This window comes from Selenomonas dianae (genome assembly GCF_030644225.1).
In the GTDB taxonomy this organism is placed as follows: domain Bacteria; phylum Bacillota; class Negativicutes; order Selenomonadales; family Selenomonadaceae; genus Centipeda; species Centipeda dianae.
The window spans coordinates 1,979,753-2,006,745 of record NZ_CP128650.1; the positions used below are offsets into that span (position 1 = coordinate 1,979,753).

A 26,993-nucleotide genomic window follows, 5' to 3' on the forward strand; every position below is an offset into this window, starting at 1 on the left:
CCGTTTTACACAATATCAAGCTCGGCGTGCAGCGCCCCCGCCGCCTTCATCGCCTGCAGGATCGAGATCGTCTCACGCGGATTCGCACCCACAGTATTGAGCGCACCTACAATATCGCCGATGTTCGTCGTCGCAGGCAGGATGATCGTGCTGCCCTTGTGATCCGTCACATCGACATCGGAGCTGTCCGTCACCACGGTATTGCCGTAGCTGAACGGCCCCGGCTGGGAAACGTCCTTCGCCCCCTGAATGCGGATCGTCAGACCGCCCTGCGTAATCGAAATCGCATCCACGGAGACATCCGCGCCCATGATGATCGTCCCCGTACGCTCGTTCACAATGACACGCGCCATATTGTCGGGACGGACGGGCAGTTCCTCGATGGACGAAACAAAGCCGACCACGTTCTCACGGAAATAGGACGGAACGACAACGTCCACACGCCCGGGATTGCTCGCCTGTGCGATGCTCCCGTACTGTGCGTTGATCGCCCCTGCGACACGCGTCGCCGTCGTAAAGTCCGGACGCATGAGCGAGAGCGAAATCTGCCCGTTCGCACCGATGCCGTCGTCCTCCACCGTACGCTCGACAATGCCCGCATTCACGGCGATGCCGACCGTCGGGAACGCCTTCGATACGCTCGTACCGCCGCCGGAGGTCGAGAACCCGCCCGTGGAAACGCCGCCCTGTGCGACGACGTAGACCTCGCCGTTGCCCGCACGCAGCGGCGTCTGGAGCAGTGTCCCGCCACGCAGGCTCTTCGCATCGCCGATCGAGGAGACGGTCACGTCCAAGGTGTCCCCCTCACGCACAAACGGAGGGAGTGTCGCCGTCACCATGACCGCCGCAACGTTTTTGAGTTTCAGTGATCCGGTATTCACATTGATGCCGTAACTCGTCAGCATATTGGCGATGGACTGCACCGTCTCGCCCGAGCTTGACCCGTCGCCCGTGCCGTCCAGACCGACGACCAGACCATAGCCCATGAGCTGGTTGGAGCGCACGCCCTGCACCTTGCTGATGTCCTTGATCCGCGTCACGGCGGAATCCGCCGACGCAGTTTCAGGCAGCGTGCCGAAAAGGAGCGCAAGGAGAAGCAGAAGGATGCCATATTTCTTCATAAAATGCGCCTCCTGTCAGAACAGAATGTTAAAGATCTGCGTGAGAATGCCCTGCCGCTGCTTTGCGTTGAGCGGGCCTTTCCCGTCAAATCGTACGGTTGCATCCGCGACGCGCGTCGAGAGAATCGTATTCGAACTCGAAATGTCCTCGGGACGGCAGGTGCCTCGGAACACAATCTTGTGCTCGTTTTTGTTCTGCCAGATGGACTGTGTACCCTCCAGGATGAAATTGCCGCCCGGCGTTATATCCACCACCGTGACCGTGACGTTGCCCGCAACGCGGTTCGAGGAGGCGGCGGAACCCTTCGCACTGAACTTGTCCGAACTGCCCGCTGACGCCGCCTGCAAAAAGTCAAAGATGCCAATGCCGGCACCCAGTTTGACCGAGCCGCTCTTTTCATTCGAGCTGCTGCGCGTCGCAGAGGTCGTCGTCGACTCGCTGATGACAATGGTGACAATATCCCCGATGCCCGTCGCACGGTGATCGGCAAACAGATTTTTCGCCGGCTGCCCGTTCGGATTGTTCCACAGGGATTCTGCCGAAACGACGGGAGCGAGGCTTGCCGTACAGAGTGCGGCGGCCAGAGCCCCTGCCAGCCATTTTTGTTTACTCATGTTGAACTCCTTATGGAAAATTTTCATCCGATGATCTGCACCGTCGCAGCATCGACGACCTTGCCGCGCAGGATCTTGCCGGAACGCGCATTGCGCACGCGGATCGTATAGCCGATGCGCCCCGGTTCGAGGGCAATTCCCTCGGCGCGAATGGCGATGCCGTCCGCATCGTAAACGAGCTCCACGGGATTCCCCGGACGCAGGACAAGCGGCATGGCAAGCATTGCGGGGGTGATTGCCGTATCCATACGGATCCAGCGCCCCGCCACACGTCCCTCCAACCGCGTAAAATCCGTGAGGGTAAGCTCCGGCAGCGTGTCCACCGCCCGCTCCTCCACCCGCGCATTCGCGGCGGAGATCGGCTCCTCCGCACGGATGTCCTTCATCGCTACGAGCACATGGTCATAGACGGTGAGACGATAGTAGCTGGTCGCCCGCCGGTTCAGTACGCCGTCGATGTAGATGGTGAATGCCGCAGGAAACTCACGCCCGTACGGCAGCCCGCGTGGGAACTCGACGACGGCGGTCACTTCGCCTGCGGGGAGGTGCATGGTCGCAGCGGCGCGCTGCAGACGCAGCTCGTGCCGCCGCGTCTCGCCGTCCCTGCCCAGTTTCTCCTCGATCTGCCGCTCCGCAAGCGACGAGAGCTGCGCAGAGGAGAGCACCGTCGGAAACGGATCCTCCATCGTCGCGCCATAGGCGGCGGCAGGCGGAGCACCCATCCACAGAAAAGCGAATAAGCCACTCCATAGACATAGAATGGCTGTGAGGATGCTTCTTAGAGAAATCAACGCTTGAGCGAGTTCGCGATCTCAAGCATCGAATCCGATGTCGTGATCGCCTTCGAATTGGACTCATAGGCGCGCTGGGAAACGATCATCTCGACCATTTCCTCAACGATCTGCACATTGCTCATCTCAAGCGTCCCCTGTGCGAGCGTGCCCGCGCCGTCCACCCCGGGATTCGACTCGATCGCTTCGCCCGAAGCATCGGATACAACGAAGAGGTTTTTCCCGATGGCGGTGAGTCCCGCCGGATTCACAAAGCGGGCAAGCGTGATCTGCCCCGCCTCCTGCTGCTGGGTCTGTCCCGCCTCACGGTAGGAGACACGCCCGTCGCCGGAGATCGTGATGGAGTCCGACGGTGCATTCTGTCCGATCGTGATGCCGTCGGCGAGCAGATAGCCGTCTGTCGTCACCATGCGGCGATCCGCATCGAGTTTCCACGTACCGTCGCGCGTGTATGCCGTTGTTCCGTCCGGCATCGTGACGCGGAAGAAGCCCTCGCCCTGGATGCCGATGTCGGTCGGGTTGTCCGTCGTCTGCAAGGGGCCCTGCGTAAAGACGCGCTGCGTCGCTGCAACGCGCGTGCCAAGTCCGATCTGGAGTGCGGTCGGGTACTGCGAGTCCGCGCCGTTCTGTGCGCCCGCCTCGCGCAGCGTCTGATAGACGAGATCCTGGAACTCCGCACGCACCTTCTTGCCGCCGTGCGTATTGACGTTGGCAATGTTGTGCGCGACGACATCCATATGCGTCTGCTGTGCCTTCATACCGGATGCCGCAGACCAAAGTGCTCGCATCATAGTCGTTATCCCCCTCCAAGGAATGATTGCTGTTTGTTTCCTTTATTTATATCGGATCAATGATATGATTCCTTAACTTGTGCGCCCAACGTCGTTGACCGCCTTGTCGAGCAGACTGTCCTGCGTCTGCACCGCCTTTGACCCCGCCTCGTAGACGCGTTGGTTGTTGATGAGCTCGACCATCTCCGTCACAACGCTTGTGTTCGACATCTCCAGCATCCCCTGCTCGATCGTCCCCGTCGCAGGTCTGGGCTGTGCGCCGCCCTGCGGGCGGTAGAGGTTGTCCCCCTGCTTGACGACGGCGTTTTTGCCGTCGAACTGGACGAAGTCGAGCTGTGCGATCTGAGCGCCGTCCGCGTAGATGCTCCCATCGCTCCCGACCGTCACATGCTGTGCACGCGCCGGAATCGAAATCGAGCGCCCCCGCGTGGACAGCACTTCCTGCCCGCGCATATTCAGCAGCGTGCCATTCGTGGAGCGGTAGAACCCGCCGTCGCGCGTGTAGCGCGGCCCGTCGATGGTATTCACAACGAAGTAGCCGGGTCCCGAAATCGCCAGATCATAGGTGTTTCCCGTCGCCTGCATCGCCCCCTGCAGATGCTCCGTCGCGATCTCATCCACAGCGGAGCCGAGTCCGAGCTGACCGACGACAGGCGCACCCATACCGATGCGGAATCCCTTGAAGCTCGTCACATCCGTATCCGCAGCGTGGTCGTTGATGCGGCGCAGCAGCAGCGGCTCGAACTCACGAACCGCCATGTCGTCGCGCTTATACCCCGTCGTTGCGGCGTTGGCAAGATTGTTCGCGATCATGTCCGTGTGCTTCGTCTCCGTAATCATGCCCGACGCTGCGATATAGAGTCCTCTCCACATAGTCTGTCCCTCGTTTTCCCGAAAAATCCTGTATCTATATTATTTCGCCATGTGCGGTGATTTTCCTCTATGGACGGTTATTTTTTTCGTCCGAAACTCGTATTGGTCGCCTTGCCGTCGAACTTGTCGAAAATATCGAGTGCCTTTCCGCAGCCGAGTGCCACACAGCTCATGGGCTCGTCCGCCACAACCGTCGGCGTCCCCGTTTCACGCTGAATCAGCTCCGACATACCGTAGAGCAGCGCACCGCCGCCCGTCAGCACAATGCCGCGATCCATGATGTCCGCCGCGAGTTCCGGCGGCGTTTCCTCCAGTACCTTCTTTACACAATCGACAATGCGCATCACGGAGGCCTCAATCGCAGAGGATGCCTGCGCCGTGGAGATTGTGATGTTCTTCGGCAGTCCCGAGAGGAGATCCCGTCCGCGCACATCCATCTGCTCGCGCCGCGCCGCCGTGTGTGCCGCGCCGACGCGCAGCTTGATCTCCTCCGCCGTGCGCTCGCCGATCAGCAGGTTGAACTCGCGCTTGACATAGGCGATCAGATCCTCATCGAACGTATCGCCCGCGATGCGGATGCTCTCGCTCGTCACAACGCCTCCGAGGCTGATGACGGCGACATCCGTTGTACCGCCGCCGATGTCGACGACCATCGAGCCCTGTGCCTCCACGATGTCCAGACCCGCGCCCATCGCCGCCGCAAGGGGCTCCTCGATGAGCTGGATGTGCCGCGCCCCCGCCTGCTCGGCGGCCTCCTGCACGGCACGCTGCTCCACCATCGTCACCCCCGAGGGGATGCAGATCATGATGCGCGGACGGAAGACAATGCTGCGCCCGACCACCTTTTCGATGAAGAAGCGCAGCATACTCTCCGTGATGTCATAGTCTGCGATCACACCGTCACGCAGCGGGCGAATGGCGACGATGTTGCCGGGCGTGCGCCCGATCATCTGCCGTGCCTCCTCGCCGATGGCAAGCACCTGATTCGTGTCGCGGTTCACCGCAACCACCGAGGGTTCTTTGAGGACGACCCCCTTGCCCTTGACGTAGACGAGCACATTCGCCGTTCCAAGGTCAATTCCTATATCCATTGACATACCGAACATCTGCGGCAAGCCTCCTGTCATTCCATTTTACTCAGCGCTCCGATTCCTCCACCTGCGTCGGCGGCACGGGAATCAGCGCGGCGCGGATCTCCTCCAAGGATTTCTCCAACGATGCACAATATTCCTCACGCAGCACATCATTGTCCCATTTGCACTGTCTGCCATAGAGGAGAATGGCGTCGAGATAGGTCAGAATCATCTCCGCGACATAGGCGCGTGCGACCTCGCTTGCGGTCATATAGGCATCCTTCGTCTGCAACTCAAATGCAATGCGGTCGATGTAGTGTTCGCCCTCGATCAGATAGGCGAGGGAACGCAGACGCAGCCCGATCTCCCGCGCGGCGACTGCATCGTTCGTGCCGGATGAACGATCCGAGGCGACCTTTTCAAAAACCGCCCACGCCTCGTCGCAGAGTTTGCCCACCTCATCGAGCATCTGATCTCTCGCGCGCTTCTTTCGCCAAAGCACCTCACGCACCGACGGTTTCTTCTGCGCCGCCATGCCCTTCCTCCCATTCGTTCACATTTCAAGTTCAACGCTCTTATTATATGTTGTTCGTTCCATATCGTCAATCTATAATTATTTGTACACAGACGCTTCTTGCATTTCCATGCCCATTCCATGTAAAATAAAACAAACGGTATACGGGAGGACATTATGGCTGAAATCTTAATGGAAGGATCGCGTCTTTTGCTGCGCCGCGCGGAGCCGGCGGACATCGACTACATCTGCGCTCTGCAGGAGGCGGAGGACAACAGGGACTACATTGTGCCGTTCTCACGCGCCGACCACGAAATCATCATCACGCAGGCAGAGGCATCGACGGACATCATCGTGGAGGAGTGCGCGAGCGGGGAGCGCGTCGGCTATCTCCACGTCGCAGGTCTGCTCCTGCCGTCCAAGGAGCAGGAGTGGACGCACGTCGTCATCGCCAAGAAGGGGCGCGGCTACGGACACGAGGCGATGAAGCTCCTCAAGGCATGGGCGTTCGAGGAGTGCGGCGCACACCGCGCGTGGCTCGACTGCAAGGACTACAACGCACGCGCCCTGCATCTCTACGAGAGCGAGGGCATGGTACGCGAGGCACTCATCCGCGAGACGATTCTGCACAAGGGGGTCTATGAGAACCTCGTCATCCTCGGCATCCTCGACCGCGAATACCGCGCACGCAAGCGTGCGGGACTGGAATTATAGGGAGGAAATGACATGAATGATAACGAACTCATCCGACGAGCGGCAGAGTTCCGCAGCCGCGCTTACGCCCCCTACTCCGGCTTTGCCGTCGGCGCGGCACTCCTCGCCGCGAGCGGGCGTGTCTATGGCGGTGTGAACGTCGAGAACGCCTCCTACCCCGTCGGTATCTGTGCCGAGCGTGCGGCGGTTGCCGCCGCCGTCACGGCGGGCGAGCATGACTTTGAGGCGCTTGCCGTCATTGCGGACAGCCCCGCCCCCTGCGCCCCCTGCGGTATGTGCCGCCAGATGCTGATGGAGTTTCCACTCAAACGCATCATCCTCGCGAACACGGCGGGCGCAACACGCATCCTCACGCCCGCCGAACTCCTGCCGCACGCCTTCGGCGCGGCGGCACTGCCGACAAAGGAGCTCATACATGAAGATACTGATTGTTGACGACTCGCGCCTCGTGCGTATCAAGCTCAAGGCGGAGCTCTATGACCGCGGGCATACAGTCGTGGAGGCGTGCGACGGCGAGGAGGCACTGCGCCGCCTCGCGGACAAGTCGCCCGATGCCGTTTTTCTCGACATCATCCTGCCGAAGCTCGACGGCTGCGAGGTGCTGCGCCGTCTGCGTGAGACGCATCCACACATCCCCGTCGTCATGATCTCCACCGCCGCCAGCGCGGAGAACATGGCGTGTGCCGAGAAATGCGGTGCGCTCATGTTCATCCAAAAGCCCTATTCCGATCATGAGATCACAGCAGCACTTGCCAAGATGCGGCAATGCGTGGAGGGTCAATGAACGCTTTTTACAAAAGCTACACCGACATTTTTCTCACGGGGCTGTCCGACTACGCCCGCGTGACGGCATCCGCCTCTACGCAGAGTGCAGAGGTCGGCTACGTCACCATATCGCAGCGCCTTGATGTGGACGGCACGCCCCTCATCGTCGCGCTCGGTGCCTGCGTCGATTCCTTCTATGCGCTCGCGAGCGGGTACAGCGGCGTATCGCTCGACGGCATGGACGAGCTTGCCGTGGATGCCGTCGGGGAGCTGTTCAATGTCATCAACGGACATTTTTCCTCACATATGAGCGCACACGGCTGCACCGTCTCCATCATTGCCCCGCCGCGTCACTGCCACGGCGCCGCAGAACCCGAACCAATGGAGTTTTCACACTTTATCGCCAGTCCCATCGGTACGCTGCGCCTGATGGCGGCACACGCGGAATTTCTTGCCGCCGAACCGCACGGAAGCACATGACGAAATCCCCCCGTGTCTCTTGAAAGGAGTATTCCCTTGACCATATTCTCATACACCATCGACTTCGAAACCCTCGTCGATCTGCTGCTCGTCCCCGCACTGATCGTCCTTGCCGCCCTCACGGCGGGCATCATCGCCGACCGCCTCATCCGCCGCTACATCGATCACCACCTTGCGGTGGAGGAGAGCACATGGAAGTATGTTCTCGTCCGCTCCATGCAGGGCGTTCCGATCTTCTTCAGCTTCATCATCGGTCTGTACTGGGCGATTGATGCCGTTGAGATCTCACCGACACTTACCAAGCTGCTTTCATATCTCCTCTTTACCAGCAACGTTTTCTCCATCACGCGCGTCCTCGCGCGCACGGTCGACGGTGTCGTCACCATGTACTTCGAGCGTTCGGACAAGAACCTCCCGAAGACGACGTTGCTCAACAACATCCTCATCGGTGTCATCTATGCCATGGGACTGCTCGTCATCCTCCAATACTACGGCATCTCCATCGCGCCGATCCTCACGGCGGCCGGTGTCGGCGGTATGGCGGTCGCCCTTGCCCTGCAGGAGACGCTCGCCAACATCTTCTCGGGGCTACACCTCATCCTCTCCAAGCAGCTGCGCATCGGCGACTACATCCGCCTCAACTCGGGCGAGGAGGGACGTGTCACGGACATCACATGGCGCTTTACCACGATCATCCCTCTCGGCGCAAGCAGCACCATCGTCATTCCAAACAAGACCATCGCGGGCGCGAACATCACGAATTTCAGCCTGCCCACGCAGAACATCAACATCAGCATCCCCGTCGGCGTCGCCTATGACAGCGACCTCGCAGCCGTCGAGCGCGTCACCATCGAGACGGCAAAGGAAGTCCTCGCGCGTGTGGACGACAACCCGAACGCAAATCCGCTCGTCCTCTATACGGACTTCGGCGACTCCTCCATCAACTTCAATGTGATCCTGCCGTCGCGCATATTCGACCACCAAGGCATGATCAAGCACGAGTTCATCAAGGCACTCACCGACCGCTACCGCACGGAGGGCATCGACATCCCCTATCCCATCCGAACCATCATTCAGGAGGAGGCGGATGCGGCGGAAAACAATCCACAGGACGCTGCTTCGTAAACACCTGTATCCGTCACAACTTATCCACAAAATCCACAGTTTCTCCCTGGGGAAACTGTGGATAACTTTTTGTTCGGAGATGTGCCCGCCATGCCTTTTCCCATCGGGACTTTCGCCGAAACACACCCTGATTTCCGAAAAATCCCTGTGGATAAGTCTGTGTACAAACAACTATATATAGATTTCCTATTGACGTTCACATACTAGATGTTGTATAATTCTCACGAAACGGCGATGTGTCGCCGCAGACAGGAACGCGCCCCGGGCGCGCGCAAAAAAGGAGAATGAAGCATGATTGTCAACGATATTAACGTCACCGTGAACGGCCTCTCGGACATCACCCCGCACGAGGTTGAAAACTACATTGCGTACATTGAGGGACAGACCAACGAAAAGCTGGATCGTCTCTCCATCACGGGGACGGACGACGGGCGCGTCACCCTCGGCTACGAGATGCGCCAGCCCAAGTTCGAGCGCGTGCGCCGCATCACGGGCTACCTCGTCGGCACCACGGATCGTTGGAACAACGCCAAACAGGCCGAGGAGCATGAGCGTGTCAAGCACGGACTCCACTGAGATCCGCATCTCGGGGATCGCGCGGGACTCCATCGTGGACGGCGAGGGCATACGGCTGACGGTCTTTACACAGGGCTGTCCGCGCCGCTGCCCCGGCTGTCACAACCCGGACACACAGCCGCTCGTCGGCGGACGCATGACGACCGTCGGGGCGGTACTCGCCGAGCTCGACGAGAATCCGCTCCTGACGGGGCTCACCCTCAGTGGCGGCGAGCCCTTCTTACAGCCGGCGGCGCTGCTTCCGCTCGCACGTGGGGCGCACGAACGCGGTCTTGATGTGTGGAGCTACACGGGCTACACGCTTGAGGAACTGCGGGCGCAGAAAAATCCTGCGGTAGATGCCCTGCTCGGTGAACTGGATGTCCTCGTCGACGGCGACTACCGCGCCGAGGAGCGTGATCTCACGCTACACTTTCGCGGCTCACGCAATCAGCGCGTGATCGACCTCGCTGCAACACGCGCAACGGGTCAGCTTACACTACGATATGCAGACGAATAAAACAGGGAATCGGCACAAAACCGATTCCCTGTTTTATTCGTATCGTGGAGTGGGCAAGCGACGTTCATGCCCCGACCATACTGCCAACGATGATGCCGATGTACGTCCCAATCGCATAGCCGAACGTGCCGACGAGCATCGCAGGCCCGACGAGGCTCGTCCATCCCTGTGAAATCGCCATTCCCGCTGCCGTTGTAGGGCCGCCGATGTTCGCATTGGAGGCGATGATGATGTCCTCCAACGGGAAGTTCAGTATCTTCCCGCCGATCAGACAAAAGAGCATATTGACAACAACCATGATAAAACAGAATACGAAAAGAAGTGGCGCATTCGTCAGGATCTCCACAATGGAGGCGTGTACCCCGATGATGAAGAAAAACATATAGATGAAGAACGTCCCGATCTCCTGCGCTCCGTTCATGGCGTTTGCCTGTTTTTCAAATGCACTCGCAAAGACGACGGACAGCAGGGTAATCCAGACATACTGACTACCGAGGAAGACGCTGCACATCTTCGACAGGGTTCCGCCATCGGCGGGAACAAGCGTCGCAAACGCACCGCCGATCCCCTTCGAAATCGTCACCACGACGACGGCATAGGCAATGCTCATGGCGAGATCACGGAGTGAGACATCCCGATGCCCCCAGTATATCGCTGCGAGGGTCTTCCCCTCCTCCGACACACGGTTCTTCTCGACCTCGTCAATGAGCGGATGCTCGTAGAATCTGCGAAAGAGCGCATTCCCCGCAATCCCGATCAGAATCAGGAAGTAGACCGCCATGTTGAAATTGTCCGCCACAACGGCGGAAGAAACGAGCGTTCCGTTGGCCTTGAACAGATCGGCGAGCTCCGTAAAATTTACCGCGCCGCCGATGTAGGATCCGGTCATCATCGCCGTGACCTTCGGCAGACCTTCGATGGAACTTTGCAGGAGCGCACAGCCGATCACCGCACCCGCAACCGTCCCGATGGCGCCGATGAGAAAAATCGCGAAGATCTGCGCCGTTTCGTTCCAGACCCTGCGTATGTTCGTCTGGAGCAGAAGGAGGGGAACCGCAAGCGGGACAAAGTATCCCAAGACGGCATCGTCATAAATGGGGGCAGAGGATGGAATGATACCCACGTTGACCAGCACCAATGCGATGACAAGAGCGATCAGCCCGCCCGCAAAGCGCGATGCCCATCGGTATCGGTACTCCAGATAAATGGAGGCGGCGACCGCCGCCATCATGATGGACATGAGAACCCATGTGTTTTCCGGATGAATCAGAGAATCCATTTCAACTCCAATCCTTTCATCAATGATTCCCTATGGAACAATCGCCAAAATCAGCCCGCCCGCCGCAATCATCACAATCGCAATTCCATGCGCGAGGCTGACCTTTTCGCCAAAGATCATAACAGCAAGTACAACGGCAAAGACGACGCTCAGCTTGTCGATCGGAGCAACCTGCGTGACCGCGCCATCCTTGAGCGCCATAAAGTAGAAGAGCCACGAAAGAGCTCCTGCAATCCCACTGAGCGCGACAAAGGCAAGTGCCTTTCGGTCGGCGAACACCTGCGGCAGATCAGCGGTATGCCCCTCAGCGACAACCACCCCCATGAGGAACAGTGCCATAATCGCAGCTCGCACCGCCGTCGCGGCACTGCTGTCCAGCCCCGTGAGCCCGACCTTGCCGAAGATGGAAACAAATGCCGCACACAGTGCCGAGAGCAGTGCATAGACGAGCCATGAACTCATCCCTATCCCCCCCAAAAGTGTGATTTAGTATAGCATTATTTGACAATCCCCGCAAACCCTTCTTTAAAAATATTACGCAATCGTGTAAAATAACAGAAATGGAGGGATTGTGATGATACGACAAGCCACGGTGCAGGATATTCCCGAGATTCTGCGCATCTATGATGCGGCACGCGCCTTTATGCGTCGCTCGGGCAATCTGACGCAGTGGAGCGGCGGCTATCCGCCGGAGGAGATCATACGCGCAGATATTGAGAAAAAGGTATTATGGGGGATGGAAAACGAGAGGGGGCATCTCTGTGCCGTCTTTGCCCTCGTCCCCGGCGAGGATCCGAGCTATGCCGTGATTGACGGCGCATGGCGTGACCCATCGCCCTATGCGGCAATGCACCGCGCGGCAAGCGACGGGACGGAGCACGGGGTCTTTCGCGCCATGCTGGACTTCGCACGTACACAGTACAATCACCTGCGCGTCGATACGCACGCGGACAACCACCCCATGCAGCACGGATTTCTCACGAACGGCTTTGTGTACTGCGGTATCGTGCGTGTCTGGGACGGTACGCCCCGCCGTGCCTACGAATGGAGTAAAGGAGACTATGCATGATCGAATGTATGACCGTCGGCGATATGATTCCGACCAATTCTTTTTTCTATATTGACGATGAAACAAGTCACGGCTTTCTCATCGACGCGGGCTCCGACGGCGAATACCTTGCCGCGCACGCGGAGACAAAGGGCTGGACCATCGAGCGGCTGCTCCTCACGCACTGCCATTTCGACCACATCGGCGGCGCGGAGGAGTTCTCGATCCGCACGGGTGCGCCCATCTATGCCGCCGAGGACAGCCCGCGCTACTACAGTGACCCGAACTGGAACCTCTCGCTCTGGGGCGGCGGGAAAATTACGCTCTCGGATGTGACGACCGTCGCCGACCGCGAGATCATACGCCTTGCGGCAAATCCCGCGTGCTGCCTTGAGGTGCGCTATACGCCGGGGCATACGACGGACTCCTGCATCTTCTACAGTGCACGGGACGGCGTCGCCTTCGTCGGCGATACGATCTTCCTCGCGAGCATCGGCCGCACGGACTTCCCGGGCGGCGATGAACAGACGCTCTGGGACAGCATCGCACGCGAGGTCTTCACCCTGCCGCCCGAGACCGTTCTCTACTCGGGACACACGGAGCCGACCACCGTGGGCGCGGAGATGGCGCGTTACCGCCGATGAACTATGCGGAGTTCATGGCATCGCTCACAAGGGGCGAGCCGCCGCACGTCTTTCTGCTCGCGGGTGAGGAGAGCTACTATATACGACGTGCGGAGGAGGCGATTCTGCGCCGCCTCCTGCCTGTGGCGGAGGAACGTGCCTACGCGCTCATTCGCTGCGAGGAGATGCCGTCCGTGGACGTACTAATAGAAACTCTCGAAACGGTGCCGATTTTCACAGAAAAGACCGTTGTCCTCGTGCGCAATGCGACAATCTTCCGCGCGACGAAAAAGAAAGAACAGGATGCGGACGCCCCCGCGCCAAAGGATACGTCAACGGATGCGCTGATTGCACACCTCGCCGATCTCCTCCCGACCAATTATGTCATCTTTACGCTTGCGGCAAAGCCCGACAAGCGGCGCAAGCTCTACCAGACGGTCGAAAAATACGGACGCGTCCTTGAGAGCGAACCCGTGCGCCCGTGGACGGTGGAGAACTGGCTGAACGGACGGCTGCGCGAGATGGGGCGTTCCATGCACAGGGAGGCACGCACATTTTTTCTAAGTGTGGTCGGCATCATGCCGACGATTTCGCTTGAGTTTCTGGATCGTCAGCTGGAAAAGCTGCTGCTCTACACAGACAACGCCCAGTTCACAGAGGACGATCTGCGCGCGGCGTTCTCCGAGATGCCCGAGGTGTCCGTGTTCGCGCTGATGGATGCCGTGAGTGCACGCGATGTCATCCGTGCGCTCGACCTCCTCGCCCGCTGCCGTGCGGACGGCGTACACTTCACCGTCCTGCTCGCTCTCCTCGTGCGCCATGTCCGACAGCTCTGGCAGGCGAAACGCCTGCTCATGAGCGGCACGCCGCCGAAGGGGCTCGGCAAGGTCATGGGGCTGCATCCCTTCATCGCCGAAAAACTCGGGGGACACGCAAGGGGATTCTCCGAGGCGACGCTCGAACGCGCCGTCCTCGCCCTCGCCGATGCCGACTATCTGCTCAAGACGGGGCAGGCGGGCGATGAGTTGTTGGAGGATGTCGTCATACGGCTTTGTAAAAAATAATCTTGCAAAAAAAAGACATCGTGCTATAATAAAGGCAGAGCGAACGAGATGGTGTAATCCATAGTCACGGTATTACACAAAAACCCCCGCAACTGACACTTGCGGGGGTTCTCTTATTTGGGACAGGGAAAGAGGTTGAAACCCTAGGCTAGTTGCCGATCAATCTCCGTCTAACCATTTGCAAATGTAGTGAGCCACTACACTTGCCGCAACAGAGCTGATGAACGAGATGGTAAGCTCCATAATCACACCTCCTTTCAGTGCCATTATAGGAGGTGGCAACACAGACAGTATAGCATAAACGTAAAAAGAAAAACAGAGGTACGAAATCAAAAAGAGCGATGCTGCGCCGTGCAGTACCGCTCTTTTCGTTTATCTCAAATATCCCGTATAGTCCCCCACGCGCAGGATCTCCTCCGCGCGGGCGATCTCCTCCGCCGTCGGTGCGGGCGTGTCCCCGAGCCGATACGGCAGGTGCAGCTCCTCATACTTGTGGCGTGCCATCGCGTGATAGGGCAGCACCTCCACGCGGTCAACCGTCTTTAGCCCTGCGATAAAGTCCGAGAGACGGCGAAGATCATCCTCCCCCGTTGTCCATCCCGGCACGAGCACATGGCGAATCCACATCCGCACGCCGCGCTCCGAGAGAAAGCGAGCAAGCGCAAGTGCGCTCGCATTCGATACGCCTGTGAGCGACCTGTGTACTTCATCGTCGATTTGCTTCAGATCGAGCAGGAACAAATCACTGAGCGGCAGCAACGTTTCAAACGCGCTAAAAAACGGTTCGTCATAGGTGAACGGCTCGCCCGCCGTGTCGACGACGGTGTTCACGCCCTTTGCCTTTGCAAGACGAAACAGCTCCGTCACGAATGCGAGTTGGAGCAGCGGCTCCCCGCCGCTGACCGTGATGCCGCCCTTCTGCTTCCAGTATGGGCGGTACCGCCACGCCTGCCGAAAGATTTCCTCGGGGGTCGCCTCATAGCCGCCCTCCCGCTCCCATGTCTCGGGGTTGTGACAGTACTGGCAGCGATAGCGGCAGCCCTGCACAAAGACGATGAAGCGGATGCCGGGGCCGTCAACCGAGCCGAAGCTCTCCGTCGCACTGATTCTGCCCTTACATATGCGCATGGAAGGTACGCGAAATCACATCCTCCTGCTGCTCGCGCGTCAGGCTGATGAACTTGACCGCGTAGCCCGAGACGCGGATGGTAAAGTTCGCATACGCGGGATCCTCGGGATGCTCCATGATGTGCTCCAGTGTCTCGCGCCCGAATACGTTCACGTTCAGATGATGTGCGCCCTGATCGAAATAGCCGTCCATCGCGCTCACGAGGTTCTGTACGCGCTCGTCCTCATTGTGTCCGAGCGAGGCGGGTGTCATGCTCTGCGTGTTCGAGATGCCGTCGAGCGCCCAGTGATACGGCAGCTTTGCAACGGAGTTGAGCGAGGCGAGCAGTCCGCAGCACTCCGCGCCGTAGCTCGGATTTGCGCCCGGCGCGAGCGGTGTCCACGCCTTGCGGCCGTCCGGCATCGCGCCCGTGTACTTGCCATAGACGACATTCGATGTGATCGTGAGGATCGAGGTCGTCGGCTCGGAGTGGCGGTAGGTGTGGCGTGCCTTGATCTTCGAGAGGAAGGTCTTGAGCACCCACTTTGCGATCTCGTCCGCGCGGTCGTCGTCGTTGCCGTAGCGCGGGAAGTCGCCCTCCACCTCGTAGTCCACGACAATGCGGTCGTTGTAGATCGGCTTTACCTTCGCATACTTGATCGCGGACAGCGAGTCCACGACGTGTGAGAAGCCCGCGATGCCCGTTGCGAACGTGCGGCGCACATCCGTGTCAATGAGCGCCATCTCCGCCGCCTCGTAGTAATACTTGTCATGCATATACTGGATGATGTTCAGCGCGTTCACGTAGACGTGCGCGAGCCAGTCCATCATCCGCTCATACTTCACAATAACGTTGTCATACTCAAGGTACTCCGTGCGGATCGGGCGGTACGCAGGGCCGACCTGCACGCCGCTCTTCTCGTCCATACCGCCGTTGATCGCGTAGAGGAGGCACTTTGCGAGGTTCGCACGCGCACCGAAGAACTGCATCTCCTTGCCCGTCTGCGTCGCCGAGACGCAGCAGCAGATGGAGTAATCGTCGCCCCACGCGGGCTTCATCACATCGTCGTTCTCGTACTGGATCGAACTCGTGCGGATGGAGATGCGCGCCGCATAGTCCTTGAACGTCTGCGGCAGACGCGAGGAGTAGAGGACGGTGAGGTTCGGCTCGGGGGAGGGTCCCATGTTTTCGAGCGTGTGGAGGAAGCGGAAGTCATTCTTCGTGACCATGTGGCGGCCGTCCATGCCGATGCCCGCCATCTCAAGCGTCGCCCAGATCGGATCGCCCGAGAACAGTTCGTTGTAGGACGTGATGCGTGCGAACTTCACCATGCGGAATTTCAGTACGAGATGGTCAATGAGCTCCTGCGCCTCCTCCTCGGAGAGCGTGCCGTTTTCAAGGTCGCGCCGGATGTAGATGTCGAGGAAGGTCGAGATGCGCCCGACGCTCATCGCCGCGCCGTTCTGCGTCTTGATCGCCGCGAGGTAGCCGAAATACAGCCACTGCACCGCCTCACGCGCATCCTGCGCGGGCTGCGCGATGTCGAAGCCGTAGAGTGCCGCCATCTCCTTCATGCCCTTGAGCGCACGAATCTGCTCCGCGACCTCCTCGCGCTGCTGAATGACATCGTTGCTCATGATGCCGTCGCCGTAGTTCAGAAGATCCGCCTGCTTGAACGCAATGAGGTGGTCGATGCCGTAGAGTGCGACGCGGCGGTAGTCGCCCACGATGCGCCCACGCCCGTACGTGTCGGGCAGCCCCGTGATGATGTGACTGCGGCGCGCCGCGCGGATCTCGTCCGTGTACGCGTCAAAAACCGCCTGATTGTGCGTCTTGTGGTACTTTGTAAAGATCTCGTGGAGCTTCGGGCTGACCTTGTAGCCGTAGTTCTCAAGAGCCTCCTCCGCCATGCGGATGCCGCCGTACGGCATAAATGCCTGCTTCAGCGGTTTGTCCGTCTGGAGACCGACCACCTTTTCGAGGTCTTTCATCGTGGGGTCGATATAGCCCGGACCGTACGCCGTCAGCCCCGAAACAACCTCCGTCTCCATATCGAGCACGCCGCCCTTTGCGCGTTCCTCCTTCTGGAGTTCCTGCACGCGCGCCCACAGGCGGTTCGTCGCATCCGTCGGCGGCGCGAGGAAACTCTCGTCGCCATCGTACGGCGTATAGTTGCGTTGGATGAAGTCGCGGACGTTGACCTCCTCCTGCCAGACGCCCCCCTCAAAACCGTCCCAGCTCTTGCTTTGCAGCATTGTATGCCTCCTATTCTGTGAATGGAATGCCATTGAGAATAAATCCCCATTCGACAATCCCATCATACTTGAATCCAATTCACTTTTCAATAGGAGGGGCGAAATAAATGCTATCAATATTTTTCATAAGAAATATAATTTATGTATATGCTGATATGTGGTGATTCCCCTACTTTGTCTGCGGCTCCGGCGTGATATATGCAAGGAGAGCCGCGAGCGGGAGTGCAAGCACGGAGATGAGGAGGGCGGGGGCAAGACCGACGACATCGCCGAGTGCCGCCGTCGCCGCCACGCCGAGACTGCCAAGCCCGAACGACATACCGAGCATCATCCCCGATGCCATGCCCGCGTTTTCGGGAAGTGCCTGCTGCGCCCAGATGATCGAGCTCGGCTGCGGTGCCATCAGAGCAAAGCCCGCAGCAAAGAGGACAATGCCGCCGAGCACATCCGCGCTCACATGGGTAAAGTAGTACGCGCAGGGTAGGATGCCGAACACGAGGAACGTCACAATGATCCCCCGCCCCGTGAACTTGTCCGCAAGATTGCCGCCGAACAGCCCGCCCATCATGCCACCGACCATGAAGATGGTGAGGAACAGCCCCGCCGCGCTCGTGTCCTCCCCATTTCCGACGAGGAGCAGGGGCAGGAATGTCCCGAACGCGCCGTGCGTCCAGCAGCGCAGTCCCATCGCGAGATTCAGCGTGATCGTCGTACGCGCGAAGAGAATACGGGTGAGCTTCGGCCGCTCCGCTGCCGGATGCTCCGGCAGGGACGAGACCGCGCACAGTCCCGAGCGGATAAAGAGCAGCGCCATGAGTGCCGCAGGCAGAATGAGAAGCGGCAGCGCATTCAGCGACAGCTTTTCGAGGAACGCGACGAGGACGAGCGGCACGAATGCCATGCCCGCATTGCCGCCCGCGATGAAGTAGCTCATCATGCCATTTCCGCGCCCCTCTGCCGCCGTCCGTCCGACGAGCATCGACGAGAGCGGATGATACGCCGCGACCGCCGCGCCCGTCACCGCGACGAGCACGAAGAGCAGCGCCGTGTGTCCCGCAAACCCGACCATACACATCGGGACGGCTGCGGCAGGTACGATGTACGGGAGCAGCGGGCTGAAGTTTCGCTTGTCCATGAGGTAGCCGAAGATCGGCTGCAGCATATTCGTCGTCACCGACGCGACCATGACGAGCACGCCGCACATCGTCAGCGACAGATCGAATTTCAGCATGAGCAGCGGCAGGAGGATCGGGAGGAAATTCGCATAGAAATCCACCATCGCGTGTCCCGTCGAGAGCAGCGCCGTCGCGTGCCGTATGTTTGTATTCATGACAGACATCCTCCTGTGACCAACATCCTTGCATACCATCCAAAAATGTGATGTAATGTATTGTAACAAATGAGATGAAAAAGTAAAGGAGTATTCACGATATGAGGAAATGGGCGGTCATCTATTCATCCACCACGGGCAACACAAAGGCAATCGCCGAGGAGATTGCGGGCGCTTCGGGCGGCGAGCTCTTCCGCGTGCAGGACGCGCCGACAGATCTCTCCGCGTACGATGTCGTCGCGCTCGGCTACTGGCTGCGGCGCGGCGGCCCCGACGATCTCATGAAGGCATACCTGCCCAAGGTCAACGATGCGTGCGTCATCCTCTTCCAGACGCACGGCGCAGATGTCGGCTCCGAGCACGCCGTCACTTCCTTTGCACGCGCCGCCTATCTGCTCGGTGCGGACTGCGAAATCCTCGGCACGTTCTCCGCGCAGGGAAAACTCGCCCCCGCGCTCATCGCCCGCCGCAAGAAATCACAGCCCGACGACACGCACAACAGCCCCGAGGCGCAGGAGCGTTGGGTACGCGCCGCCGAGCACCCGAACGAGGAGGATCGCGCCGCCGCGCGTGCATTCGTAGAGAAGATGGAGCACAAACTCGACCTCCTCGACAAATTCCGCCGCGCACAGGAGGAAAAGAAACACGCCCGTGCCGGCATTCCTCGATAATTTCAAAAAACGAAAGATTTGTCGATATGAACACCGAAAAGAAACGAACCCTCGAAGCCGACGTGATGGCGGAGATGATCGCCCTCTACTGCCGAGGTCATGGACACGCACACCGCACGGCGGAGGCGGACGGCGCGCCCACACTGTGCCCCGACTGCCGCCGCCTCCTCGACTACGCACGCGAGCGCATCATCCGCTGTCCGCGCATGGACGTGAAATCTTTCTGCTCTGCGTGCCCCGTCCACTGCTACAGCCGCGCTATGCGCGAGCGCGTCCGTGCCGTCATGCGTTGGAGCGGGCCTCGTATGCTCCTCCATCGCCCCATCATGACCCTCCGGCATATGTGGATCGATCTAAGGAGTCGCGAAAAGAAAGGTCAGCATACATGAAGAACATCCTCCTCATCGCCACGGGCGGCACAATCGCTGCACGCGAAACGGAGCACGGACTGCGCCCCGCCCTCACCGCCGAAGATATGCGTACGGCAATCGGTGCGACAGGCAGCACAATCGCGGTCGTCGATCTCCTCTCGCTCGACTCCACAAACATCGCCCCATGCCACTGGCAGATGATCGCGCGCAAAGTTGCAGACTGCCGCACGGACTACGACGGCTTTATCATCACCCACGGCACGGACACGATGGCATATACCGCCGCCGCACTCTACTATATGCTTGAGCACATCGACCGTCCCGTTGTCCTCACAGGTTCGCAGCGTCCGCTCGGCAGGGACGGCTCGGATGCGGAGGGGAATCTGCGCCTCGCATACGAGGCGGCGTGCAGCGGCTTCGCAGGGGTCTGCCTCGCATTCGGCGGACGGCTCATCCACGGCAATGCGGCGAAGAAGATACATTCGCTGGCGGACGATGCCTTTCGCAGCATCGGGCGCACGGAGATCGACCTCACCGCCCCTGTCGCACTGACCGCCCCCTTTCGCCTGCATGACGCACTCGACACGCGCGTCGCCGTCCTGCGGCTCTACCCCGGCATGAATCCCGTCGCCGTTGACGCGCACATCGCTGCGGGCTATCGCGGCATCATCCTGGAGGGCTATGGGCTCGGCAGCGTCCCCGGCGACGATGCCGAGGAGAGCTTTCTCCCCACGCTCGACCGCGCACGGACACGTGCCTGCACCATCGTCCTCACAACGCAGTGCATCTATGACGGCGCAGACATCACGCGCTACGAGGTCGGCGTACGCGCCGCCGAGCTCGGCGCACTCTCGGGCGGCACACTCCCCATCGAGGCACTTTATCCCCTCCTCATGCAGCGTCTTGCAGAAACCCCCGAGGGGGAGACGGTAAAAACACTTCTTTAGGAAATCGCTGATATTGAGGTGAAATCATATGCAGCCCATTGCCCACATTACCCAAGAGATCATTGATTTACTGGGACTCCCGTGCCAAGGCAACACGCCGATCTATCTGGGGCAAACAAACAGAGCACATATGCAGTCAAGGCACCCACAAGACTATCAGAAGTATCAAGAGTACATAGGTCTAATCCTAACTGAGCCCGAGTACGTTGGCGTAAACCCGAGCGATCAATCAATTGAATATGTTCGCGCGTTTCAGATTGATGCACACGAGTATGTAAAGGTCGCTGTTCGGGTATCTCTCTCGGGAAGGTACTATGCACGGACGCTCTATGTATTGAATCCCAATCGGGTTCATAACTTTATCCAACGAGGCACATTAAAACGTTTGACAGTATAAGCAAAAACCTTTATACTGTAACCAAGAAATGAGGATCAGAGGACGGAACGGGCAGCCGTCGCCAGATGGTCGAATGACCTGAATCGGAGATGCAGGAATGTCACCCTGCCTATTCTCAGGACAGGAAGTGGGGCTACAGCGATGTAGCTCCATTTTTATTCTCTCTTAAAAAAGGAGTACATCATGCAGCTACAAGAAATCGGCGTCGTTCACAACGCCTACAAAAATCTCACGGACATCCCTCGGCAGGGACGCATGAGCGAGGAGATCTCGGAGATCGAGATCCATCCCACATTCGCGGACGGCCTCTTAAAGATCGAACAGAACCAATACCTCATCGTCCTCTACTGGGCGCATCTGGCGAAGCGAGACATCCTCAAGACCATCCCGCCCGCCGCCAAGGAGCTCCACGGGGTCTTTGCCAGCCGCTCCCCCGGCCGTCCGAATCCGCTGTCCCTCTGCATCGTCGAACTGATCGAGCGCAGCGGCAGCACCCTCCGCGTGAGGGGACTGGATGCCCTCTCGGGCAGTGCCGTCATTGACATCAAGCCCTATACGCAGATGGATGTTATATCGTTATCATAAAAATCATATATGGTAAACGCCCCGTTTTTTACGAAACGGGGCGTTTATTTTTGATATGAAGTTCATTTTGCCTGCTTCATCAGAAAAGAAAATTCAAAAATTATTTTTTAGGTACTTGTAATGAATCCCATTCACCATTATAATACTCATGCGCAAATTAAACTCGATTATCTTTTTCATTTAGCACGATGCGATCAAAAGATTTTCATGAATATATTTGCGGTCACATGACAGAGTTCCGATGGATCGGAACAGGTTTGTTTCTGTACGAAGGAGGATCACATGGTTCGGAAAAAGAGTCAGCGCTCCCTGCGCCTGCTCTCTTACGCAATCTCGGCATGGCTCGCCCTGCCCGCCTATACCGCATGGGCGGACGATGGTACACAGGGGGGGGGCAGTGTTTCTACTGCTGACATTCACGTTGAGGTGGATGCCGCGCAGGAAGAGGCGAAGATGGAGTCCCAGCAAAAGACCATCATCACCAAGGAGGACATCGAGAAGAAACAGGCGAAGTCCGTCGAGGACATCATCTTCAGCGAGACGGGTGTCTCGCGCACAGTGGATGCGATGGGCCGCGTCGGTGTTTCGATTCGTGGCGCAGAGCCGCGTCACACGCTGATCCTCGTGGACGGGCAGCCCGTGCTTGGTGATCTTGCAAAGTATTCAGGCGCAGCAGACGAGGTTATGCGCCTCGGTACGGAGAACGTCGAGCGCATCGAGATCATCCAGGGAGCGGCAAGCTCGAAGTTCGGCTCGGATGCGATCGGCGGGGTCGTCAACATCATCACAAAGAAGGCGACGAAGGAGCCGGGGCTTCAGTTCAACTGGGAGGGGCTGAAGACCGAGAACGACGACGGTCTGCCGTTCTCGAACTTCTTCCTGCGTGCGGACTCGGGGCAGATGGGCAAGTTCCGTGTCGGACTCTCGGGCAGCAAGCGCGAGATCATGCCCGTATACGCGAGTGTCGCACGGCGGAAAAGCGGACTGAGCTTCGACTATGGAACACGCAATTTCAAACCGAACGCCCTGCGCTACTATGGCGATACGGCGAACGTTGGTCTTGTCGGAACATACGAGCCGGACACGCGGAACACATTTGAGTTCCGCCTCGATCACTATGCCGAGGATCTCATCCGCGATGTCAAGCACTCGGACTCCGACCTCGAACCGCAGCAGCATTTCAAGCGGCAGGCGAACCGCAACGCCTATAACATCGGGTGGAGCGGCTACAACAATGTGAGCGACTGGACGGTCGAACTGAACTCCACAAATATCAAAGAAAACGATGTGTCCCTCATCAACTATGAAGGACATAGCGCCTACGAGGGCAAAAACGAACTGCGCTACGTGGACAATGTCGAGCACAAACAGACGGATTTCAAAGCGTCGATGAATACCCAGCTGAGTGACAAGCATCTGCTCAGCTTTGGTTTTGGCATTACAAACGAGTCCGGTGAGGGCAGCCGTCTCAAAAGCTCCCCGAATACAACGACGCGGCACATCGATCCGTGGGACTACGACAAGAGTCTGCTCGTGGACAAACAGGATCGCCTGTCCCGTGGGGAAGACGACAAAAACTATGTGTGGTCGCACATCCATGACTATGCGTGGAAAACGGGAAGTTCCCGCATACCGGAATGGGATAAGGAACGTGAATACTATAATTTTGGAGATGCAGGAAGCATCAATCCGAAGATCACCTACGAGGATTTTACAAAGTACCAGTTCCAAAACGGTATGCTCGATTATCAGATGAATTATGAAACATTCGAATATGAACTCCATGTGGGAACGCACAATATTCACAGCATTGCGCGGGCGAATCTAAAGGCTGACTACGACGACTTTAAGAGCAAACTTGAGAACGAGTACAAACTGCGGCATGGCGGGACAAGCTATCCGGGCGGCAACATTGTCGGCGATTATTTCAAAAAGGGCATTGAGCGCGCCGATAAGAACGACCAATATACGCCAACGCTGAACGGAAAGATGTTCCTCGAAGAATATTGGGAGCGCGACCAGCGCATTACCGTTGGCAGCGGCACGATCAACAAGCAGAATTTCTTCGTCGGCGATACATGGCAGATCTCGAAGAATACGATGCTCTTCCCCATTCTGCGCGTCGATCACAGCAACCTCTTCGGCACGAATCTCTCCGGCAGCATCGGCATGACGCACAACGTCGGCGGCAATTCGCATCTCCGCTTCAAGACGAACGTCGGCACGAGCTACGCAGAGCCGGGCATGGGCGAGCTCTGGTACAACTGGGAAATGTACGGCAGCAATCCCGTCGGCATCGGCGAGGCAAAGATGGGCTGGTGGTGGGCAGGCAATCCCAATCTAAGACCCGAAAAGTCCGTCAATCTCGATATGAGCGTCGAGGGAGAGACGAAGAATACCTATGCACGCGTCGGCATCTTCCACAACCGCATCCGCGACTACATGACTGTCTACTATACGGGCAAGGTCATAGACTTTGCACCGCAGCTAAAAGATGAGGACAAGTGGATGCGTGCCCCCGATCTGATCTACAGCTTCAAGAACATCGGACGCGCAGAGATCACGGGGCTTGAGGCAGAGGTGCGGCAGAAGATCGGGCCGCACTGGAACGCACGGCTCGGCTACACCTATCTCCACGCACTCAACAAGAGCGACCCGCTCATGCCGAATCGCCTGCTCGACCGCCCGACACACAAGATCGACATCGGCATCTCCTATGAGGACAAGAAAACGGGCTGGTTCGCACAGCTCTGGGGGGACTACTACGTCCGTATGCTCGACAGCAACACCCTTGCAAACGGTGCGAACTACTGGACGGACTATCTGGACGGCTCACTCGCGGTGAACAAGAAGCAGGAGTATCAGGAAAAGACCTTCGGCATCTGGAACTTCATGGTGCAGAAAAAACTCAGCGAAGACGCCATGGTCTACGTCGGCGTGAACAACATCTTCAACCACCGCGACGACGATCGCGCAACGCAGGAACGCGTCTACCGCATCGGCGCAAACTTCAAGTTCGACACGTCAGGTCCCAAAAAGAGCCTCCTCACGAACGGCGCAACGGAGATGGGCGAGCAGGAAGCGGCGCTTCTCAGCAAATTCATCATGCGCCCGTTCGACGAGAGCAAGGCGATGGGAGTCTCCCTCATCGGCGACTATCAGTGGCGTTGGACGGCGCACGGCGGCACGAACAGACCGCAGTCCACCTATACGATGGATTCCTCCGTCAGTGCGGCAGCTGTACGCAATATGCATGATGCGGATGAGCACGGCTTTGAGCAGCGTCTGCGCGTCGGCGCGGATGCACGTGTCGGCGAGAATACGAATGTCCGCATCCTCGGCAGTCTCTCCGGCACACAGGGCATCGACCCCGCGCACAGTCAGCCGGACAGCAAGGGGCTCGGCAAGGCACGCCTTGAACAGGCTGACGTGACACAGCGTATGAAGAAATGGGATCTCTCCCTCGGACGTCTCACGGAGCCGATGGGCGTCACGGGCTACTGGTTCGGGCGCGAGTACGACGGCGTACGCGGCGTCTATACCGGTAAGAGCTCACAGGTGCGTCTCGGTTTTGGTACGTTCAAACAATCGACCGGTGTCGCGGACACGGCATATACACATCTCAAATACGGAACCTTCTACCGTCCGCCGACAGCTGCGGAGTTCCTTGGCATTAACAAGGATGTAACAGATCCCTATGACTTGGATCAGACGACGGCACAGGGCAACGACGACTACGCCAAAGCCAAGGCAGAAAATGATGAGGCAAAGACCAAAAACCTCTCGTTCTACCAACAGCTCAAAGAGGTTGCCGACGATCCCAGTCTGACCGACGCACAAAAGCTGGAGAAAGGACTTGACATCCTCAGACGTATGCACAAAATTGTCAAGACGGCTTACGGGGCAGATCTGAATAAGGAGACCTTTACGCTGACACCGAGTAAGGGCATCACCACAATCTATGAGGTGGAGGATAATTTCGGCAACAAAAAATATGTAAAACTCATTGGCTCAGACGACCAAGAGCTGAACAGTTCGCTTGCACAGGTCAACGCGCACGATCCCGCAGAGAACGCCAGAATCCAGCAGTTAAAGGAAGAAGTCAAAAAAGATCTTACATTCTCCCTAGGCGACGCCTCCTCACTGCGCTCTGACAGCTCCTATCTCACCGCAATGGGAGAATCCCATCTGAGCGGAGCCTATACGAAAGTTGCAGAGGCGTGGGCAAGATACCAGTTGGATCAGCTGAAACATGACGGCGCGGCAATTGGCGATGATGGTTATGGGGGCAAAACGTGGACACAGTCCGGCGATACATGGACAAGACACGCCGATTCTTCGCCCGCAGCAAACTATCACTTTAACCGTATTGTTTCCATCGTCAAAAAAGAGCCCGGCTACCCGGTCACATACAAGAATGCGTCGAATCTCGTACAGAACACCTACGAGACCAACTATACGAACATCGACGCGAACGTTGAAAGCTCTCAACGGCTAAAGCTGAGCACCGTTGCCGGCGCATATTGGGCGGCACTGCAAAAGGTGGTCGAAAATGCAGAGTCCGGCAACAAGCAGCCGCGTTCTTCCCTTGGCGATATTGTCGGCAACCTCATCAAAACAGAGGGGAAAATTCTTGAGAAGGACAATATCCCGCCGATCGACAAGGCACTCTTCATCCAGTACCGCAAGCAGCTGCGCCCCGATCTCGGCGTGACGGCGTGGTATCTGCGCTCCATCGGCGACAAAAACTACACGACGTGCATAGCAAACGGCAGGGGCAATGACACGCATACCTTCCGTCAGCTTGCAAACGTCTTTGCTCTTGGCGCACAGTGGCAGGTAGGGCGGAAAACAACTGCTTCCTTCGACTACGGCTACAACTTCACGCGCTTCGGCAAGTACATGAACGGCGTAACGATGTACGACCACCCTGCACGTACCGACATCTTCACCCCGAAGGGACGCAGCATGGGCAGCGCACCAAAGTTCTGGACGGTTCGCCTCGACATCGGACGCGCGGACACGGACATCGCCGGAACGTGGAACGCATTCGTGGACTACAAGCACTTCGAGCACGGCTCGTTCTTCGGCGGCAACGGCACGGGCTATCTCCCCGACCGCTACCTCGACGGCATCCAGAGCTTTACGATCGGCGGCGGCTACGTCCCCGCGGAGAACTGGCTCGTCGAGCTGTTCTACACCTTCGACGCGAAGGGCACGAACCGCCGCGACACACTCCACGGCTCAGAGAAGTTCAAGCTCGGAAACTATACGCGTGCGCAGGTGACCTACCGGTTCTAAGAAAAATTTTCCGCACTCCACATTTCGCTGAAAATTTTTCTCAAACGCCTATTGATTTTCACTCTCAGATGTGCTA

The 26,993-nt window shown here is 58.3% G+C and carries 28 protein-coding genes; 16 read left to right on the plus strand and 12 right to left on the minus strand.

Annotated elements, in window-relative coordinates; all coding sequences use genetic code 11:
• Positions 1-5: 5 nt before the first annotated feature.
• From QU667_RS09690 to QU667_RS09720, 7 genes are all read right to left on the minus strand, one after another.
• Complete coding sequence (locus QU667_RS09690; protein ID WP_304986969.1) at positions 6-1,121, minus strand: flagellar basal body P-ring protein FlgI; 1,116 nt, start codon at positions 1,119-1,121, stop codon at positions 6-8.
• A gap of 15 nt (positions 1,122-1,136) precedes the next feature.
• Positions 1,137-1,736: a flagellar basal body L-ring protein FlgH gene (locus QU667_RS09695; RefSeq protein WP_304986970.1), complete on the minus strand. Its 600-nt coding sequence runs from the start codon at positions 1,734-1,736 to the stop codon at positions 1,137-1,139.
• Positions 1,737-1,759: 23 nt separating this feature from the next.
• A complete protein-coding gene (gene flgA / locus QU667_RS09700; protein WP_304986971.1) occupies positions 1,760-2,527 on the minus strand; it encodes a flagellar basal body P-ring formation chaperone FlgA in 768 nt (255 codons plus the stop codon).
• Positions 2,524-3,318 carry a flagellar basal-body rod protein FlgG gene (gene flgG, locus QU667_RS09705; protein WP_304986972.1) on the minus strand — a complete coding sequence of 265 codons (795 nt, stop codon included), beginning with the start codon at positions 3,316-3,318 and terminating at the stop codon, positions 2,524-2,526. The genes flgA and flgG overlap by 4 nt, the downstream gene beginning before the upstream one ends.
• Positions 3,319-3,390: 72 nt before the next feature.
• Entirely contained in the window at positions 3,391-4,191 is an 801-nt protein-coding gene (locus QU667_RS09710; RefSeq protein ID WP_304986973.1) for a flagellar hook-basal body protein, read from the minus strand.
• A gap of 77 nt (positions 4,192-4,268) precedes the next feature.
• Positions 4,269-5,297, minus strand: coding sequence for a rod shape-determining protein (locus tag QU667_RS09715; RefSeq protein WP_304986974.1), 1,029 nt, complete (start codon positions 5,295-5,297; stop codon positions 4,269-4,271).
• A gap of 31 nt (positions 5,298-5,328) precedes the next feature.
• Positions 5,329-5,799: a hypothetical protein gene (locus tag QU667_RS09720; RefSeq protein ID WP_304986975.1), complete on the minus strand. Its 471-nt coding sequence runs from the start codon at positions 5,797-5,799 to the stop codon at positions 5,329-5,331.
• Positions 5,800-5,955: 156 nt separating this feature from the next.
• Here QU667_RS09720 and QU667_RS09725 point away from each other — a divergent pair, with 156 nt between their 5' ends.
• The 7 genes from QU667_RS09725 to nrdG all read left to right on the plus strand — a co-directional run bounded on the left by QU667_RS09725 (position 5,956) and on the right by nrdG (position 9,937).
• Positions 5,956-6,492: a GNAT family N-acetyltransferase gene (locus tag QU667_RS09725; protein ID WP_304986976.1), complete on the plus strand. Its 537-nt coding sequence runs from the start codon at positions 5,956-5,958 to the stop codon at positions 6,490-6,492.
• A gap of 12 nt (positions 6,493-6,504) precedes the next feature.
• Positions 6,505-6,927 carry a cytidine deaminase gene (locus tag QU667_RS09730; RefSeq protein WP_304986977.1) on the plus strand — a complete coding sequence of 141 codons (423 nt, stop codon included), beginning with the start codon at positions 6,505-6,507 and terminating at the stop codon, positions 6,925-6,927.
• A complete protein-coding gene (locus QU667_RS09735; protein ID WP_304986978.1) occupies positions 6,908-7,276 on the plus strand; it encodes a response regulator in 369 nt (122 codons plus the stop codon). Before QU667_RS09730 ends, QU667_RS09735 begins: the two co-directional genes overlap by 20 nt.
• Positions 7,273-7,737, plus strand: coding sequence for a hypothetical protein (locus QU667_RS09740; protein ID WP_304986979.1), 465 nt, complete (start codon positions 7,273-7,275; stop codon positions 7,735-7,737). The genes QU667_RS09735 and QU667_RS09740 overlap by 4 nt, the downstream gene beginning before the upstream one ends.
• A gap of 36 nt (positions 7,738-7,773) precedes the next feature.
• Complete coding sequence (locus QU667_RS09745) at positions 7,774-8,862, plus strand: mechanosensitive ion channel family protein (protein ID WP_304986980.1); 1,089 nt, start codon at positions 7,774-7,776, stop codon at positions 8,860-8,862.
• A 291-nt stretch (positions 8,863-9,153) separates the two neighbouring features.
• Complete coding sequence (nrdD, locus tag QU667_RS09750; RefSeq protein ID WP_304986981.1) at positions 9,154-9,438, plus strand: anaerobic ribonucleoside-triphosphate reductase; 285 nt, start codon at positions 9,154-9,156, stop codon at positions 9,436-9,438.
• Positions 9,410-9,937 carry an anaerobic ribonucleoside-triphosphate reductase activating protein gene (gene nrdG, locus QU667_RS09755; protein ID WP_304986982.1) on the plus strand — a complete coding sequence of 176 codons (528 nt, stop codon included), beginning with the start codon at positions 9,410-9,412 and terminating at the stop codon, positions 9,935-9,937. The genes nrdD and nrdG overlap by 29 nt, the downstream gene beginning before the upstream one ends.
• Before the next feature lie 64 nt (positions 9,938-10,001).
• On the opposite strand, the gene QU667_RS09760 is transcribed toward nrdG, so the two are convergent.
• On the minus strand, positions 10,002-11,216 hold the full coding sequence (locus tag QU667_RS09760; protein WP_304986983.1) for a DUF819 family protein: 1,215 nt from the start codon (positions 11,214-11,216) through the stop codon (positions 10,002-10,004).
• A gap of 30 nt (positions 11,217-11,246) precedes the next feature.
• Positions 11,247-11,678: an EamA family transporter gene (locus tag QU667_RS09765; protein ID WP_304986984.1), complete on the minus strand. Its 432-nt coding sequence runs from the start codon at positions 11,676-11,678 to the stop codon at positions 11,247-11,249.
• A 112-nt stretch (positions 11,679-11,790) separates the two neighbouring features.
• On the opposite strand from QU667_RS09765, the gene QU667_RS09770 reads away from it, so the two are divergent.
• The 3 genes from QU667_RS09770 to holA are packed head-to-tail and all read left to right on the plus strand — an operon-like array spanning position 11,791 to position 13,951.
• Positions 11,791-12,285: a GNAT family N-acetyltransferase gene (locus QU667_RS09770; RefSeq protein ID WP_304986985.1), complete on the plus strand. Its 495-nt coding sequence runs from the start codon at positions 11,791-11,793 to the stop codon at positions 12,283-12,285.
• On the plus strand, positions 12,282-12,908 hold the full coding sequence (locus tag QU667_RS09775) for an MBL fold metallo-hydrolase (protein WP_304986986.1): 627 nt from the start codon (positions 12,282-12,284) through the stop codon (positions 12,906-12,908). The genes QU667_RS09770 and QU667_RS09775 overlap by 4 nt, the downstream gene beginning before the upstream one ends.
• Positions 12,905-13,951, plus strand: coding sequence for a DNA polymerase III subunit delta (holA, locus tag QU667_RS09780; protein ID WP_304986987.1), 1,047 nt, complete (start codon positions 12,905-12,907; stop codon positions 13,949-13,951). Before QU667_RS09775 ends, holA begins: the two co-directional genes overlap by 4 nt.
• A gap of 372 nt (positions 13,952-14,323) precedes the next feature.
• Here holA and pflA read toward each other — a convergent pair whose 3' ends face one another.
• From pflA to QU667_RS09795, 3 genes are all read right to left on the minus strand, one after another.
• Positions 14,324-15,079, minus strand: a complete 756-nt coding sequence (gene pflA, locus QU667_RS09785; protein WP_304986988.1) for a pyruvate formate-lyase-activating protein — start codon at positions 15,077-15,079, stop codon at positions 14,324-14,326.
• On the minus strand, positions 15,066-17,315 hold the full coding sequence (pflB, locus tag QU667_RS09790) for a formate C-acetyltransferase (protein ID WP_304986989.1): 2,250 nt from the start codon (positions 17,313-17,315) through the stop codon (positions 15,066-15,068). The genes pflA and pflB overlap by 14 nt, the downstream gene beginning before the upstream one ends.
• Positions 17,316-17,484: 169 nt before the next feature.
• Positions 17,485-18,645, minus strand: coding sequence for an MFS transporter (locus tag QU667_RS09795; RefSeq protein ID WP_304986990.1), 1,161 nt, complete (start codon positions 18,643-18,645; stop codon positions 17,485-17,487).
• 101 nt (positions 18,646-18,746) lie between these two features.
• On the opposite strand from QU667_RS09795, the gene QU667_RS09800 reads away from it, so the two are divergent.
• The 6 genes from QU667_RS09800 to QU667_RS09825 all read left to right on the plus strand — a co-directional run bounded on the left by QU667_RS09800 (position 18,747) and on the right by QU667_RS09825 (position 26,917).
• Positions 18,747-19,316 carry a flavodoxin family protein gene (locus QU667_RS09800; protein ID WP_304986991.1) on the plus strand — a complete coding sequence of 190 codons (570 nt, stop codon included), beginning with the start codon at positions 18,747-18,749 and terminating at the stop codon, positions 19,314-19,316.
• A 26-nt stretch (positions 19,317-19,342) separates the two neighbouring features.
• Positions 19,343-19,705: a nitrous oxide-stimulated promoter family protein gene (locus QU667_RS09805; protein WP_304986992.1), complete on the plus strand. Its 363-nt coding sequence runs from the start codon at positions 19,343-19,345 to the stop codon at positions 19,703-19,705.
• Positions 19,702-20,634 (plus strand): asparaginase, encoded by a 933-nt coding sequence (locus QU667_RS09810; protein WP_304986993.1) that lies wholly within the window; start codon positions 19,702-19,704, stop codon positions 20,632-20,634. The genes QU667_RS09805 and QU667_RS09810 overlap by 4 nt, the downstream gene beginning before the upstream one ends.
• Before the next feature lie 28 nt (positions 20,635-20,662).
• Positions 20,663-21,031 carry a PBECR3 domain-containing polyvalent protein gene (locus QU667_RS09815; RefSeq protein WP_304986994.1) on the plus strand — a complete coding sequence of 123 codons (369 nt, stop codon included), beginning with the start codon at positions 20,663-20,665 and terminating at the stop codon, positions 21,029-21,031.
• Positions 21,032-21,214: 183 nt separating this feature from the next.
• Entirely contained in the window at positions 21,215-21,616 is a 402-nt protein-coding gene (gene tsaA, locus QU667_RS09820; RefSeq protein WP_304986995.1) for a tRNA (N6-threonylcarbamoyladenosine(37)-N6)-methyltransferase TrmO, read from the plus strand.
• Between the two features lie 282 nt (positions 21,617-21,898).
• Complete coding sequence (locus QU667_RS09825; RefSeq protein WP_304986996.1) at positions 21,899-26,917, plus strand: TonB-dependent receptor plug domain-containing protein; 5,019 nt, start codon at positions 21,899-21,901, stop codon at positions 26,915-26,917.
• The last annotated feature ends 76 nt before the right edge of the window (positions 26,918-26,993 follow it).

Excerpts from the sequence above, each read along its gene's own strand:
- QU667_RS09775 (WP_304986986.1), top strand. The coding sequence starts at position 12,282 with ATGATCGAATGTATGACCGTCGGCGATATGATTCCGACCAATTCTTTT.
- QU667_RS09825 (WP_304986996.1), top strand. The coding sequence starts at position 21,899 with ATGGTTCGGAAAAAGAGTCAGCGCTCCCTGCGCCTGCTCTCTTACGCA.
- pflA (WP_304986988.1), bottom strand. The coding sequence starts at position 15,079 with ATGCGCATATGTAAGGGCAGAATCAGTGCGACGGAGAGCTTCGGCTCG.
- nrdD (WP_304986981.1), top strand. The coding sequence starts at position 9,154 with ATGATTGTCAACGATATTAACGTCACCGTGAACGGCCTCTCGGACATC.
- QU667_RS09795 (WP_304986990.1), bottom strand. The coding sequence starts at position 18,645 with ATGAATACAAACATACGGCACGCGACGGCGCTGCTCTCGACGGGACAC.
- QU667_RS09690 (WP_304986969.1), bottom strand. The coding sequence starts at position 1,121 with ATGAAGAAATATGGCATCCTTCTGCTTCTCCTTGCGCTCCTTTTCGGC.
- QU667_RS09805 (WP_304986992.1), top strand. The coding sequence starts at position 19,343 with ATGAACACCGAAAAGAAACGAACCCTCGAAGCCGACGTGATGGCGGAG.
- QU667_RS09760 (WP_304986983.1), bottom strand. The coding sequence starts at position 11,216 with ATGGATTCTCTGATTCATCCGGAAAACACATGGGTTCTCATGTCCATC.
- QU667_RS09710 (WP_304986973.1), bottom strand. The coding sequence starts at position 4,191 with ATGTGGAGAGGACTCTATATCGCAGCGTCGGGCATGATTACGGAGACG.
- holA (WP_304986987.1), top strand. The coding sequence starts at position 12,905 with ATGAACTATGCGGAGTTCATGGCATCGCTCACAAGGGGCGAGCCGCCG.
- QU667_RS09765 (WP_304986984.1), bottom strand. The coding sequence starts at position 11,678 with ATGAGTTCATGGCTCGTCTATGCACTGCTCTCGGCACTGTGTGCGGCA.
- tsaA (WP_304986995.1), top strand. The coding sequence starts at position 21,215 with ATGCAGCTACAAGAAATCGGCGTCGTTCACAACGCCTACAAAAATCTC.
- QU667_RS09770 (WP_304986985.1), top strand. The coding sequence starts at position 11,791 with ATGATACGACAAGCCACGGTGCAGGATATTCCCGAGATTCTGCGCATC.
- QU667_RS09800 (WP_304986991.1), top strand. The coding sequence starts at position 18,747 with ATGAGGAAATGGGCGGTCATCTATTCATCCACCACGGGCAACACAAAG.
- QU667_RS09730 (WP_304986977.1), top strand. The coding sequence starts at position 6,505 with ATGAATGATAACGAACTCATCCGACGAGCGGCAGAGTTCCGCAGCCGC.
- QU667_RS09720 (WP_304986975.1), bottom strand. The coding sequence starts at position 5,799 with ATGGCGGCGCAGAAGAAACCGTCGGTGCGTGAGGTGCTTTGGCGAAAG.
- QU667_RS09695 (WP_304986970.1), bottom strand. The coding sequence starts at position 1,736 with ATGAGTAAACAAAAATGGCTGGCAGGGGCTCTGGCCGCCGCACTCTGT.
- QU667_RS09735 (WP_304986978.1), top strand. The coding sequence starts at position 6,908 with ATGAAGATACTGATTGTTGACGACTCGCGCCTCGTGCGTATCAAGCTC.
- nrdG (WP_304986982.1), top strand. The coding sequence starts at position 9,410 with ATGAGCGTGTCAAGCACGGACTCCACTGAGATCCGCATCTCGGGGATC.
- flgG (WP_304986972.1), bottom strand. The coding sequence starts at position 3,318 with ATGATGCGAGCACTTTGGTCTGCGGCATCCGGTATGAAGGCACAGCAG.
- QU667_RS09810 (WP_304986993.1), top strand. The coding sequence starts at position 19,702 with ATGAAGAACATCCTCCTCATCGCCACGGGCGGCACAATCGCTGCACGC.
- pflB (WP_304986989.1), bottom strand. The coding sequence starts at position 17,315 with ATGCTGCAAAGCAAGAGCTGGGACGGTTTTGAGGGGGGCGTCTGGCAG.
- QU667_RS09815 (WP_304986994.1), top strand. The coding sequence starts at position 20,663 with ATGCAGCCCATTGCCCACATTACCCAAGAGATCATTGATTTACTGGGA.
- QU667_RS09725 (WP_304986976.1), top strand. The coding sequence starts at position 5,956 with ATGGCTGAAATCTTAATGGAAGGATCGCGTCTTTTGCTGCGCCGCGCG.
- QU667_RS09715 (WP_304986974.1), bottom strand. The coding sequence starts at position 5,297 with ATGTTCGGTATGTCAATGGATATAGGAATTGACCTTGGAACGGCGAAT.
- QU667_RS09740 (WP_304986979.1), top strand. The coding sequence starts at position 7,273 with ATGAACGCTTTTTACAAAAGCTACACCGACATTTTTCTCACGGGGCTG.